The following is a 14,087-nucleotide window of genomic DNA, read 5'->3' on the forward strand; positions in this document are numbered from 1 at the left end:
ACTACTGCCCAAGAACTTCTACGATTGGGGTTCCAATATTTCCATTTGGTTCCATTACATGTAGTAAAGCCGCTAATGTAGGTGCAATGTCCGTAACATTGACCGCTTTATTAGAAACACCGTGTTTGATACCCCAACCCATAAACACTAAAGGGATATGCGAGTCAAAACTCGACCACGTTCCGTGCGTAGTACCAGTAGATCGTGGTGTACCATCATACCATTGTGGCTCTACGACGATTTGGATCACCCCACTTCGTTTCAAATTATAGCCATTGATTGCTTTTTCTCGTATCGCAAGTGGTGCTTGTAAAACATCTCCTTTCGACATATCAAATACAAAAGCAACTCCGTCCTCTTTTTTCAACTGTTTGATAATATCGGCTTTAATCGCTTCCTCGTCCAATTTGAATTGCTCTATTTTTGCGTTATCCAAATGAACCTGGTAGTTCATTAAGCTTTTTACAAGCTTTTCTTGTCCATACTTAGCTTCCAAGTCTTTATTTAACGAGGTGAGGATCTGTCTACTTGGGAAGTAACCACCATTTCCTTTCATGTCCATGAAATAACGTGAATTATAAGAGGCTGCATGATCTGCTGTTAAAAAGAACGTATAGTTTCCTGCACCTACAGACTTATCCAAATAATTGAATAGATCTGCTAGTTCACGATCTAGTCGCAAATAGATATCTTCGATCTCTACAGAAGAAAGTGAATAACGGTGACCTACATAATCTGTTGCCGATAAACTTACACATAGAAAGTCGGTACTTTTTGTTGGGTTATTTCCTAGCTTTTCATTTTCAATCGCTGCTTTTGCCAGATCTAATGTTAACGTATTACCCATAGGGGTTGTTTTAATTAACTCGAACCCTTCCGTTTGCATTAACTTCGATGTTTCACGAGGCAATGTCGGACTTGCTTCTCCTGCATATTTACCTTCATACACATTATCATCAGCAATACTTGCGGTATACGTTGATAAATCGTGTAATGGTTTCCAATCTTGTTTCAAATATTTTTCAGCAAGTTTTTTCTTATTGAAACCCTCTACCCATTTTGGTAGTTTATCCATGTAGAAATTACTGGTGATCCAATTTCCTGATTTTGATTCAAACCAATAAGCGGCATCAGCAAAATGACCTGCTGGAAGAATACCACCACGATCTTTGATCGCAATACCAATAACTTTAGATTTAAAATTTGTCGCTAATTTCAATTGATCGGTAATCGTTGAAGCAAGGAGATTACGAGGGGATTGTTTTCCTTCAGCTTCTGTTGTTCCTACGCCTAGTACATTATCATCTTGCGTACAGTACATCGCTTTACCCGTCTGCTCCATAATCCAATCATTCCCCGCAATACCATGTATAGCAGGTACAGATCCTGTATACACGGAACTATGTCCAATCGCCGTATAGGTAGGAATATAATTGATCAACGTGTTTTCGCAAGAAAACCCTTCATTCAACAATCTTTTAAACCCATCATTGCCATAACGTTCCGCAAATCGATACAAATAATCCCATCGCATTTGGTCAACCATAAGACCAACGACTAACTTAGGACGTTCTGGTGACTGTGCAAAGCTTGTTAGGCTACAAAACCCTACACACATCATTATTAACATTTTTTTAATCATGTCTTTTGTTCTATTTAGGCTATAAATGTAAAAACTAATCTTTTAAATGTGATTGTAAATATTGTCCTGTATAAGAATCTTTACAATGGACTAAATCCTCCGGAAGACCAGCAAAAACCAATTTACCTCCTCGATCTCCTCCTTCTGGACCAATATCAATAACCCAATCTGCCGATTTAATCATATCCATATTATGCTCGATAACTAGAATACTATTGCCTAAAGCCATCAATGCATCAAATGATTTCAGCAGCTTCTTAATATCATGAAAATGAAGTCCTGTTGTCGGTTCATCAAAAATGAATAAGGTTTTTTTACTATTATTCCCTTTAATTAAGAAGGAAGCCAATTTGATCCGTTGTGCTTCTCCACCAGATAACGTACTCGAAGATTGTCCCAATTTGACATATCCTAATCCCACATCTTGTAGAGGTTGCAATTTTGACAAGATTTTTGCTTGATCAGCAAAGAAAACAATCGCTTCATCCACACTCAATTCAAGAACATCAGCAACGGATTTATGTTTATACTGTACGTCTAAGACATGTTGCTTAAATCGCTTGCCTTCACATGCTTCACAGGGCAATACAATATCTGCCATAAATTGCATTTCAATCTTCACCTCTCCTTCTCCCTGGCAAATATCACATCGGCCACCTTCCACATTGAATGAAAATGCTGCAGGTTTCAATCCTGCTGCTTTAGCAATAGGCAAATTTGAATACAATGCTCTAACTTCATCCCAAGCCTTCACATAGGTAACAGGATTAGAACGAGAAGATCGACCGATTGGATTCTGATCAACCATTTCAATTTGTTCTACTTGACCAATATCTCCCTCAATCCCATCATATACACCCGTCTGCTCTCCAGAGTAATTACCAATTGCCTTCTGCAAGGCGGGATATAAAATTCTTTTCACTAAGGAAGTTTTTCCTGAGCCTGAAACTCCAGTAACAACCGTAAAGTTATGGAGTGGAAAAGTAACATCGATTCCCTGTAGATTATTTTCATGTGCTCCCTTTATGGTAATAGCGTTGTTCCACTTACGGCGATGTTGTGGAATAACAATTTTTTCTTTCCCGCTTAAATATCGACCGGTTAAACTTTTCGTATCTTTTAGGATCGCATCATATTCTCCTGCAAAAACCCGTTCCCCTCCATTCACACCAGCCTCTGGGCCAATATCAATCAGATAATCGGCGGATTCCATCATTTCTTGCTCATGCTCGACTACAATGACCGTATTTCCGATATCTCGTAATGATTTTAAAACGCCAATCAGTCTTTGGGTATCTCTGGGATGTAAACCAATACTTGGCTCATCCAATACATAAATAGACCCAACTAACGAACTACCTAAAGAGGTTGCTAGATTGATACGTTGAGATTCTCCTCCAGAAAGGGAGTTAGAGAGACGATTTAACGTTAAATAGCTCAATCCTACATCACATAAAAACTGTAATCGACTGTCGATCTCTGATAATAATCGCTTTGCGATTAATAGATCATTTCCTTCTAACGTTAAGGTTTTAAAGAAAGCCAATGCTTTATCCAATGGCATCAACACAATATCCGTAATCGACTTATCCGCAACTTTGACATAGGTAGCATCTTTACGTAAACGTGATCCATGACAGTCTGGACAGTCTGTTTTACCGCGATAGCGTGATAACATAACGCGATATTGAATCTTATACGTTTGTTCTTCTAGTTCTTCAAAAAACTGATTGAGTCCTGCAAAATATTTATTTCCAGTCCAAAGCACTTTTTTCTGCGCATCTGTTAAGTCGGAATAGGAACGATGAATAGGGAAATCAAATTTTAAAGCAACTTTTACAAGTGCCTGCAACCATTCTCCCATTTTTTCTCCACGCCAAGGTGCAATAGCACCATCGTATACGGATCGGCTTTTGTCTGGAATCACCAAGTCTGCATCAATACCAATTACTTTCCCATAACCTTCACAACGACGGCAAGCACCATAAGGGTTATTAAAACTGAAGAAGTTAGGGGTTGGTTCTTCGAATAAAATACCATCAAGTTCGAAACGATCTGAGAAATGATGTATATCATCTCCAACGGCTATGGAACAATTTCCTTTTCCTTCAAACAAGGCTGTTTGAATAGAATCTGAAAGTCGATTTAAGGTATCGTCATCTTTTTCAATACGAACACGATCAATAACAATTTCTATTTCATGTTCTTTAATTGCTTTGTTATCGACTTTTCGATCATCAATAATGGTCTCTATTTTCTGCAAATCGCCGTTGTGCTTGATCCGTACAAATCCTTTTTGTAGCAATAAAGACAATTCTTCTTTCAACTTACGATCATTAGCAGGGATAAGCGGTGCATAGATCGTTATCGAGGTACCTTCCTCCAGATTAGCGACAAAATCAACAATCGTTGATACGGTATCTTTTGTAACTAATCGACCTGATATCGGGGATATTGTTTTACCTATTCGTGCGTATAATAGCTTCAAATAATCATAGATCTCGGTCGAAGTTCCTACTGTTGAACGTGGGTTACTGGTAATCACACGTTGCTCAATAGCAATAGCAGGTGCAATTCCTTTGATGTAATCAACTTCAGGTTTATTCATTCTTCCCATGAATTGTCGTGCATAAGAAGATAGACTTTCTACATATCGACGCTGCCCTTCGGCATACAGCGTGTCAAAAGCTAAAGAAGATTTTCCTGAACCTGACATACCTGTAATGACAACCAATTTATTTTTGGGAATATCGATATCAATATTCTTTAGATTATTGACCCTTGCTCCTTTTATTTGAATATAATTTTTCGGACTATGATCCTGTGTTTTTGCCATTTATAAATTCCAGTCTAATTTGCTTCAATCTGACATACAGATATAAACAAAAATAGGTATTTAAAATCCTTATTAATAACACGGACTAAGAAAAGCCTAATATTTTACAAATTCTTAATAATTTGGCAATTTAATAACCAACACCTGTTCTCCTTGGTTGTCTAATCGGGGGCCAAACACCTGGTTTGCCGTCGCTTCCCAATGGCAAGACACGTTGTTCTCGATCGACTAACTTAGGCTCTTCGGAAGCTTTATAAGCCATCACAGCAGTAAGGATAACATTGTACTTCAGATCATCAAATACGAGCTTGTCATAGGTGTCTAAATTGGTATGCCAAGTATTATTAAAGTAACCCCATGATAAAGAGCTCAACATAAAGGAGGGTACTCCTGCTGCCACAAAAGAAGAATGGTCTGACCCTCCTCCTCCTGGAAGACCGGGAAATTCAGTTTTGATATCTTTCGTAACGGCTGTGGGTACAGCAGAGATCCAACGAGAGATAAAATCATAGGCATGAACAAAGCCTGAACCATTAATTCTTTCTACTCGACCTGTACCATTATCTAAATTAAAAACGGCTTGTGTCTTTTCGATGATATCTGGATTATCCAATACAAAAGAACGAGAACCATTTAACCCCTGCTCTTCACTTCCCCACAAACCAATCAAAATCGTTCGCTTAGGATTGGGTACTATTTTTTTCAATATACGCGCAACTTCCATCATCGCAATCGTTCCGGTTCCATTGTCTGTTGCTCCAGAACCACCTTCCCAAGAATCAAGGTGTGCTGAAAGAATAACATATTCATTGGGAAATTCACTTCCCTTAATTTCTGCAATTGTATTAAATGAAGGGACATTACCCAAGTCTTTTGAAGCGGTCTCTACGCTAACCTTCGGTTTAATTCCTTTTTCTGCAAGACGATATAACATGGCATAGTCTTCTAACGAAATATCCAAAGATGGGGCTTTATATGATCGTGCTCCAAATATTTTATTTGCCCCAAATTCTCTGGACCAATTACTGGTCAAAATACCTACTGCTCCAGCATCTTCTAAAGCTGAAGGAAGAGCATTAGCAGACATGCCCGAAGCTTTGATACGGTTGTTCCACAAAACGGTTAAAGAATCTCGCGACTTGTTCATTTTTTCAATAGACTGCTTTGTTCCAAACTCTTCCCAATTGTGATCAGGACGACCTGTGGGTTGTGGCATGGAGATCATCACGAATTTCCCTTTCACGGAAGGTAACCAATTGTTAAAAGATAAAGAGTCCTTCACGTCTGGAAGTGCGATCACCTCTCCTTGTATACTTTTTCCCTTTGTACTCGGACTCCATGCGAGCTGTGTCCCTGCTAATGTCTTTACACGAGGTGCCATCATATCGATATGCGAAATCCCACGTTCCCAACCTCTCCACTCACCAAACTTCTGATTCTGAGCAGCGATACCCCAACTTTCAAACTTGGCTAATGCCCATTCATTCGCACGGGTCATTCCAGGTGTACCCACTAAACGCGGTCCCACAACGTCTAATAATTCAAAAGCGAGGGATTCTAAATGAGAATTTTGATTCGCTTCCTCAACAATTTTTTTAACAATTGGTTCTAATACCTGTAGTTCTTGCGGAGATCTACTTTGTGCAAATCCATTTTCCGTAGCTAAAAAGCTTAAAAACAAGGTATATAATAAGATTCTTTTTGATGAAATATAGTTTAGGTTAGTTTTTCTCATAATAATATCTTTAGTGTTTTAATAAGAGGTTACAATAAAAATCGAAAATTATATTGACAATATATACTTTGCACTAATTTTATTACGAAAGAAGTTTCACAACGATTTGTACTTATAAACGTTAATAGCATAAAAACAGAGGGCATCTATGTGTTGACCAATCGCTGGTGAATATGTTACAAAATAGCTATAAGAGGAAGTAAAACTTAACAAAAAAAGCCTCCGATTTCTCGAAGGCTTCCCTATTATCATTTATCCAATACGCTTATTGGAATTTTTTTCCATTTACTTTACGTTCATTCTCTGTTAAGTAGATCTTACGTAAACGAGTAGATAAAGGTGTTACCTCGATGTACTCATCTGCTTGGATATATTCCATAGATTCCTCTAAAGAGAATTTAATTGCTGGAGCGATACGTGTGTTATCATCTGTACCAGAAGCACGCATATTTGTTAATTGCTTTCCTTTAACGATGTTAATGGTTAAATCGTTATCACGGATATGCTCACCTAAGATTTGTCCTTCATAAATATCCACTCCTGGATCAACGAAGAATCTACCACGATCTTGTAATTTATCGATAGAATAAGCTGTTGTAGTACCTTTATCTAAAGAGATTAATACACCATGCAAACGTCCAGGGATTGTACCTTTCCAAGGCTCGTAACCTTTCAAACGGTGTGCCATTACAGCTTCACCAGCAGTAGCAGTCAATACGTTGTTACGTAAACCAATGATACCACGAGAAGGGATTTCGAACTCTAAGTGTTGCATTTCACCTTTTGTTTCCATAATCAATAACTCACCTTTACGTTGTGTTACCAATTCGATTACTTTACCAGAAACTTCAGCAGGAACATCTACAACCAATACCTCTACTGGCTCACATTTCTTACCATCAATTTCTTTCAAGATAACTTGCGGTTGACCTACTTGCAATTCGTAACCTTCACGACGCATTGTTTCGATCAATACGGATAAATGGAGAATACCACGACCATATACTAACCATGCATCAGGTGATTCTGTAGGAACTACACGTAATGCTAAGTTTTTCTCTAATTCTTTTTGTAAACGATCATGAATATGACGAGAAGTAACTAATTTACCTTCTTTACCAAAGAAAGGAGAGTTATTAATCGTGAACAACATGTTCATTGTAGGCTCATCGATATGGATTACTTCTAATTGCTCTGGGTTTTCAAAATCAGCGATAGTATCACCAATATCAAAACCTTCGATACCAACTACAGCACAAATATCACCACATAAAACCTCCGTAACACGACGACGACCTAAACCTTCGAACGTATGTAATTCTTTCACACGAGATTTAACGATTTTGCCATCACGTTTCATCAATGAGATGGGTTGACCTTCTTTGATTGTTCCGCGTGCAACACGTCCAATTGCGATACGACCTACGAAAGTAGAGTAATCTAAAGATGTAATTTGCATTTGCAAAGTACCTTCATAAAAAGGAGATGGTGGAAAATGAGAGATGATCGCATCTAATAATTCAGATACATCTTCTTTTGGCTCTTTCCAATCTGTTGACATCCAACCATTTTTCGAAGATCCGTATAAAACAGGGAATGCTAATTGTTCTTCTGTAGCATCTAAGCTAAAGAACAGATCAAATACATTCTCATAAACCTCTTCAGGACGACAGTTTTCTTTGTCTACTTTATTAACAACAACTAGGGGTTTCAAACCTAAAGCTAAGGCTTTTTGCGTTACGAAACGTGTTTGAGGCATTGGGCCTTCAAAAGCATCTACCAATAACACAACACCATCAGCCATTTTCAATACACGCTCAACTTCACCACCAAAATCGGCGTGACCAGGAGTATCAATTACGTTGATTTTTACACCTTTATATTGAACAGAAACGTTTTTAGCAACGATTGTAATACCGCGTTCACGTTCTAAATCATTGTTATCTAGAATTAAATCACCTGTACCATCATTGTCTCTAAAAAGATTAGTGAAGTGTAAGATTTTGTCTACCAACGTAGTTTTACCGTGATCGACGTGAGCGATAATCGCTATATTTCTAATATTTTGCATCCAGCAAGTAAATTTGTTTTAAATTCAGGGTGCAAAGATAAGTATTTTGCATCACAAATTTATATAACTCTGTGTATTTTATTTGATTACACCTAATTCTTTTCCAACTTTTGTGAATGCAGCTATTGCTTTATCCAAATGGCTAACCTCGTGACCTGCAGAAATTTGAACACGAATACGTGCTTTTCCTTGCGGAACAACAGGATAATAGAAGCCAATCACATAGATACCTTCGGCCAACATTTTACTCGCAAATTCTTGCGCCAACTTGGCATCATACAGCATAACAGGCACTATAGGATGGAATCCTGGTTTAATATCAAAACCTGCTGCGGTCATTTTTTCACGGAAATAAGTCGTGTTTGACTCTAATTTATCACGTAAATCTGTGGTCTCACTTAGCATATCCAATACCGCTACAGAAGCGCCCGCGATAGCTGGGGCCAAAGTATTCGAAAATAAATATGGACGAGAACGTTGACGTAACATATCAATAATTTCTTTACGGCCAGAAGTAAAACCTCCCGATGCACCGCCTAATGCTTTACCCAATGTTCCTGTGATAATATCAACACGGTCAATTACATTGTACAATTCATGTGTACCACGACCTGTTTTACCAATAAAACCAGTACAATGTGATTCATCAATCATCACTAAAGCTTCGTATTTATCTGCTAGATCACAAATTTGATCTAAAGGAGCGACAGAACCATCCATAGAGAAAGCCCCGTCGGTTACAATGATACGGTGACGTGCACCTGAAGCGGCTTGTAGTTGTGCTTCTAGATCAGCCATATCGGCATTCTTATAACGAAAACGTTGTGCCTTACACAAACGAACACCATCGATAATGGAAGCGTGATTCAATTCATCTGAAATGATAGCATCTTCAGCTCCTAATAAGGGTTCAAATACACCTCCATTAGCATCGAAAGCTGCTGCATATAAAATCGTATCTTCTGTTCCTAAAAATTTAGAAATTTTTGCTTCCAACTCTTTGTGAACATCCTGCGTTCCACAAATAAAACGTACAGAAGACATACCATAGCCATGTGAGTCAATCGCTTTCTTTGCAGCTTCCGTTACTTTTGGATGTGATGATAATCCTAAGTAGTTATTTGCACAAAAATTGATGACATCTTCACCAGTACTCACTTTAATGTCAGCACCTTGAGGCGTAGTAATTACGCGTTCTTCTTTATACAAACCAGCTTCTTTAATCGCTGCCAATTCTTTCTGCAATGCAGGTTGAAGAGTTTTATACATAATAGTTCAAAATTTTCTACAATAATAAGACTTTATAAGAAGATTTTTCTTAGGCAATACATGAAGTTTGTGTTATTAATGGACAAAGCGTGCGTTAAACCGTTTGCACAATTTTATTATTCATAACGTAAAGCTTCAACAGGATCTAGTTTTGATGCTTTTGAGGCAGGGTAATAGCCTGAAATCATGCCCACGATAACACAAACTGTGAATCCTAAAAAGATCCAATTCCATGGTACAATAAAGGAGGCCCCTAATTGTAAAGCAAGTGCATTGCCAATAACAATACCCAACAAAATTCCAGCAGCACCACCTATCAAACAAATGACAACAGCTTCTATTAAAAATTGCTTTCTAATCACGGATGGTGTTGCTCCAATTGCTTTTCGAATCCCGATCTCTCGTGTTCGTTCTGTTACGGATACCAGCATGATATTCATCAAGCCAATAGATGCTCCTATTAACGTGATTAGTGCAATAACGACAGCTCCCATGGTCACGATCACCATATTCTGCAATAAGATCTGCGCCACCGCATCAGACTTTGTAATTTCAAAATCGGAACCTTGCTTGGCTGTTAATCCCCGAATATTTCGAAAAACAATAGTCGCTTCGCCCACAGCTGCTTCTAAACGAATAGGATCATTAGAAGATACCGTAATGGTATAGGATGGCTCCTGCCCCCCCATTACTGTCCTTGCTTTTGTTAACGGAATAAAACAAGCTTTATCTGCTCCCATTCCAGCACTTGACCCTTTATTTTTTAGTACGCCTATCACCTGATAGCGTACCCCCCCAATCGTCATAAATTCTCCGATTGGATTAACTGTTCCTTTGAATATTTTTTGATACACCTCATCACCAATAATGACGACAGAATTTCCAATAAAAACATCTCTAGCTGTAAAGTTACGTCCTAAAGCTAGATTATAGCCCGAAGTCTTTAAATAGGCTTCATCTGTACCAATGACACCAATATTTGGATTTGTTTTCTCTGATTTATATTTGGCTGTTGCTGCCCAAGAGACATTCGCACTTATCGAAGTAACCGCATCAAAATTGAACTGTTCTTTAAAGCTAGATGCTTCACGGTACGTAATAGCGGAATAAACTTTAGATCGTTCACCACTATTTCCAATTCGTACATTTAAACCTCGATTTCGAATATTAAAAGAATTAGATCCCATGGAAGAAAAAGAATCTGTCAAAGAGGATTTAATGGCGTCAATAGAGGTTAATACGCCTATCAATGCTGTAATACCTATGGCAATAATAAGTGCTGTTAAAAATGTACGCAACTTATTGCCCACAATAGATTGTAAAGCAAGTTTTATATTCTCAGAATAGGACATTTTAACAGCCATAGCAGTTCTATTGATATTAATTCTGTTGCTGAAATTACTGCTATTAAATTAATTATACAATGTTTTTAAAAATTAAGACTTCAAAAAAAGAAAAAGCGCTCTTAAAATAAGTAGCGCTTTCCTTTTCTAGCTTAAAATATTAATTAATTTTTTTCCAGGTCTCAGTCCGTCCAAATAAACTCACACCGACATAGCCACGAATATCCAACTTATTATTTCCCTGTAAGGTCATCTTACAGCTATATGTTTTTCCTGATTTAGGGTCATAGATTTTACCATCGCTAAAAACATCTCCATCCTTAGAGAAATTAGTCAAAATCTCCAAACCTTGAGTTTGTCTACTTTGCAAACTCTTTTCTGGGTTCTTCGTATCTTTTTTAGGATGTCCTTGTGCATCATTCGGTTCTTTTAACCAATATAATCTACCAAAGTATTTATCTCCTTTTTTGTAGATTTCTATTCTTCCTTCTCCGCTAGGATTTTGCCATTTCCCAATAATAGGATCCGATTGAGCGAAAATTGCCAGTGATGTAAACAACATCATTAGCGTCATGATCATTTTTTTCATACTGTTTATTTATAATTGTTAGATGAATTTACAAAAAAATATTATGCCTGCATAATATATAAACTATTTAATCTATTAAACTCAAAATAATACGAAAAGTTTAATCGGTTTATATTCCTATTTCGCATATTTCTTCTTTGTAATTTGGCATCGCATTTGATATATTTTTATTACGAATTAACTAAAATTATAATATCATGAAATTTATTATTAGCCTACTTATTACAGGTATAGTCATAGCATTAGCTGCTTATATATCTCCTGGAGTACATGTTGAAAGCTTCCTATGGGCTATTGTAACAGGTCTTGTTATTGGATTTGTTAACGCAACTGTTGGATCCATTTTGAGATTATTCACTTTTCCACTGAATTGGCTAACACTTGGATTGGTTTCTTTTATCATTACGGTGTTAATGATTTTATTAACAGACTCCCTATTAGGTTCAAAATTTGATGTCTCTGGTTTTTGGACAGCAGCTCTTTTTGCAATCGTAGTTGCTGTATTAGAAATGATCGTTGGAAAGTTATTTCCAAGTAAAAAAGATTAAAATAAAACTTTTTAAAACAAAAGGCTTCCTACTGAACACAGGAAGCCTTTTGTTTTTAATTAATTTATATTTCTTATCTTGTTAATCGCAGTAAATTAGTACTAGAAAGAGAATTATTATGTGCGAAAATTCAATTGATCATCATGAACACCTTCAGGAAAACAAACCTTGGTATCGAGAGAAAATAGACCTTATTCTTTCTTTTCTTATTTTAATGGGTTTACTTGCGCTAACGTATATTTTTAAGGTTTCGTTACCCGATAAGGTAAAATTTGCCTGCTGTCTAGCCGCTTATTTTTTAGCAGGCCTGCCTGTATTAAAACTTGCTCTTCGAAAAAGTATCCGAGGCGATTTCTTTAATGAATTTGTCCTGATGACAGTTGCTACAATTGGAGCATTTGCAATTGGAGAATACGAAGAAGGAGTTGCAGTAATGCTATTCTACCAGGTCGGGGAATGGTTTCAGGATACCGCTGTGGACCGCGCTAAAGGCAATATCAAATCACTTTTAGATATAAGACCCGAGTCTGTAACAGTCATTAGGAATAATACAGAGATGGAAACTCACCCTAAGGAAATTAACATTGATGAAATCATCCTAGTAAAAGCTGGAGAAAAAGTCGCTTTAGATGGGCTCTTAGAAACCGAAGCTGCTGCTTTCAATACTGCTGCTTTGACTGGTGAGAGTAAACCTGACACGAAATATAAGGGAGATGAAGTACTGGCTGGTATGATCAACCTCAATACCGTGAGTAAAGTACGCGTAACAAGCCTGTTTAAAGACAGTAAGCTAAGCAAAATACTCGAAATGGTTCAAGATGCTACGGCTAGAAAATCACAGACACAGCTATTCATTACTAAATTTTCTAAGATTTATGTTCCTGTTGTTTTCGCCTTAGCCATTTCTGTTTGTCTATTACCTTATTTCTTTGTCGCAGATTATTCGTTTAGAGAATGGTTCTATAGAGGCCTTGTCTTTCTAGTGATCAGCTGTCCATGTGCTTTAGTTGTTTCTATTCCATTGGGATATTTTGGAGGGATTGGTTTAGCTTCCCGCAATGGGATTCTTTTTAAAGGAGGTAATTTTTTAGACGCGATTAGCACCATCGATACAGTAGTTATGGATAAGACAGGTACACTTACCAAAGGAGTATTTGAGGTGAAGGATGTTGTAGTGGCAACAGCTATATCTGAAGAGGATTTCATTCGGTATGCTAAATCCATTGAATCGCAGTCGACACATCCTATTGCTAGTGCTATTCGACGTTATCGCCAAGATATCAACAGCAGTTTTTCAATCGATCATGTGGAGGAAATAGCAGGTCATGGCCTGAAGGCGATCATTCAAAACAAAACGATCTTAGCTGGAAACAGCAAGCTATTAGATAAGTATCAAATTAAATATCCCTCAGAAATCAATACCATTGTCGATTCCATTGTTATTCTTGCCATAGAGCATCAATATGTGGGTTATATTACTGTTGCTGATCAGATCAAAGAAGAAGCTGGGTCTGTTATTCAAAGCATGAAAGAACAGGGGCTTTATACAGTCATGTTATCTGGAGACAAACAATCCGTTGTCGACGAAGCTGCTCGTCAATTAAAAATTGACAAGGCCTATGGCAACTTATTACCAGAGGATAAAGTAAAACATGTACAAGAGCTTTTGGATGCTCGTAGAAAAGTCGCTTTTGCAGGCGATGGTGTTAATGACGCTCCTGTTGTTGCATTAGCTCATGTCGGTATTGCAATGGGTGGACTTGGTGCAGATGCAACGATCGAAACGGCTGATATCGTCATCCAAAATGATGAGCCAGATAAAATACTATCAGCCATAAAAATCGGAAAAATAACCCGTCAGATTGTTTGGCAGAACATCATCTTAGCTTTATCGGTTAAAGTTATCGTGCTCATTTTAGGTGCTGGTGGTATCGCGAATCTATGGGAAGCTGTAATTGCAGATGTCGGTGTGGCGTTGGTCGCTATTCTAAATGCCGTACGTATTCAAAACATGAAGGTTTAAGAATCTATTAAAGTCGGAATCGCAATCGCGC

9 protein-coding genes are annotated in these 14,087 nt (G+C 37.6%); 2 read left to right on the forward strand and 7 right to left on the reverse strand.

Annotation, left to right across the window (positions count from 1 at the left end; all coding sequences use genetic code 11):
- Position 1: 1 nt before the first annotated feature.
- From pafA to LZQ00_RS15460, 7 genes are all read right to left on the reverse strand, one after another.
- Complete coding sequence (gene pafA / locus LZQ00_RS15430; protein WP_234510158.1) at positions 2–1,642, reverse strand: alkaline phosphatase PafA; 1,641 nt, start codon at positions 1,640–1,642, stop codon at positions 2–4.
- 34 nt (positions 1,643–1,676) lie between these two features.
- On the reverse strand, positions 1,677–4,478 hold the full coding sequence (gene uvrA / locus LZQ00_RS15435) for an excinuclease ABC subunit UvrA (RefSeq protein WP_234510159.1): 2,802 nt from the start codon (positions 4,476–4,478) through the stop codon (positions 1,677–1,679).
- A 130-nt stretch (positions 4,479–4,608) separates the two neighbouring features.
- Positions 4,609–6,213 (reverse strand): M20/M25/M40 family metallo-hydrolase, encoded by a 1,605-nt coding sequence (locus LZQ00_RS15440; RefSeq protein WP_234510160.1) that lies wholly within the window; start codon positions 6,211–6,213, stop codon positions 4,609–4,611.
- Between the two features lie 265 nt (positions 6,214–6,478).
- Positions 6,479–8,284 (reverse strand): translational GTPase TypA, encoded by a 1,806-nt coding sequence (gene typA, locus LZQ00_RS15445; protein WP_234510161.1) that lies wholly within the window; start codon positions 8,282–8,284, stop codon positions 6,479–6,481.
- Positions 8,285–8,362: 78 nt separating this feature from the next.
- On the reverse strand, positions 8,363–9,553 hold the full coding sequence (kbl, locus tag LZQ00_RS15450; RefSeq protein WP_234510162.1) for a glycine C-acetyltransferase: 1,191 nt from the start codon (positions 9,551–9,553) through the stop codon (positions 8,363–8,365).
- Between the two features lie 116 nt (positions 9,554–9,669).
- On the reverse strand, positions 9,670–10,917 hold the full coding sequence (locus tag LZQ00_RS15455; RefSeq protein ID WP_234510163.1) for an ABC transporter permease: 1,248 nt from the start codon (positions 10,915–10,917) through the stop codon (positions 9,670–9,672).
- 139 nt (positions 10,918–11,056) lie between these two features.
- Entirely contained in the window at positions 11,057–11,485 is a 429-nt protein-coding gene (locus tag LZQ00_RS15460) for a DUF2147 domain-containing protein (RefSeq protein WP_234510164.1), read from the reverse strand.
- 197 nt (positions 11,486–11,682) lie between these two features.
- On the opposite strand from LZQ00_RS15460, the gene LZQ00_RS15465 reads away from it, so the two are divergent.
- On the forward strand, positions 11,683–12,033 hold the full coding sequence (locus tag LZQ00_RS15465; RefSeq protein WP_234510165.1) for a phage holin family protein: 351 nt from the start codon (positions 11,683–11,685) through the stop codon (positions 12,031–12,033).
- 118 nt (positions 12,034–12,151) lie between these two features.
- Positions 12,152–14,056 (forward strand): heavy metal translocating P-type ATPase, encoded by a 1,905-nt coding sequence (locus LZQ00_RS15470; RefSeq protein ID WP_234510166.1) that lies wholly within the window; start codon positions 12,152–12,154, stop codon positions 14,054–14,056.
- Positions 14,057–14,087 lie beyond the last annotated feature (31 nt).

It is taken from the genome of Sphingobacterium sp. SRCM116780 (assembly GCF_021442025.1).
GTDB lineage: Bacteria > Bacteroidota > Bacteroidia > Sphingobacteriales > Sphingobacteriaceae > Sphingobacterium.

Bases quoted from the DNA above. Each gene is read 5' to 3' on its own strand.
- pafA (WP_234510158.1), bottom strand. From the start codon at position 1,642: ATGATTAAAAAAATGTTAATAATGATGTGTGTAGGGTTTTGTAGCCTA.
- uvrA (WP_234510159.1), bottom strand. From the start codon at position 4,478: ATGGCAAAAACACAGGATCATAGTCCGAAAAATTATATTCAAATAAAA.
- LZQ00_RS15440 (WP_234510160.1), bottom strand. From the start codon at position 6,213: ATGAGAAAAACTAACCTAAACTATATTTCATCAAAAAGAATCTTATTA.
- typA (WP_234510161.1), bottom strand. From the start codon at position 8,284: ATGCAAAATATTAGAAATATAGCGATTATCGCTCACGTCGATCACGGT.
- kbl (WP_234510162.1), bottom strand. From the start codon at position 9,553: ATGTATAAAACTCTTCAACCTGCATTGCAGAAAGAATTGGCAGCGATT.
- LZQ00_RS15455 (WP_234510163.1), bottom strand. From the start codon at position 10,917: ATGGCTGTTAAAATGTCCTATTCTGAGAATATAAAACTTGCTTTACAA.
- LZQ00_RS15460 (WP_234510164.1), bottom strand. From the start codon at position 11,485: ATGAAAAAAATGATCATGACGCTAATGATGTTGTTTACATCACTGGCA.
- LZQ00_RS15465 (WP_234510165.1), top strand. From the start codon at position 11,683: ATGAAATTTATTATTAGCCTACTTATTACAGGTATAGTCATAGCATTA.
- LZQ00_RS15470 (WP_234510166.1), top strand. From the start codon at position 12,152: ATGTGCGAAAATTCAATTGATCATCATGAACACCTTCAGGAAAACAAA.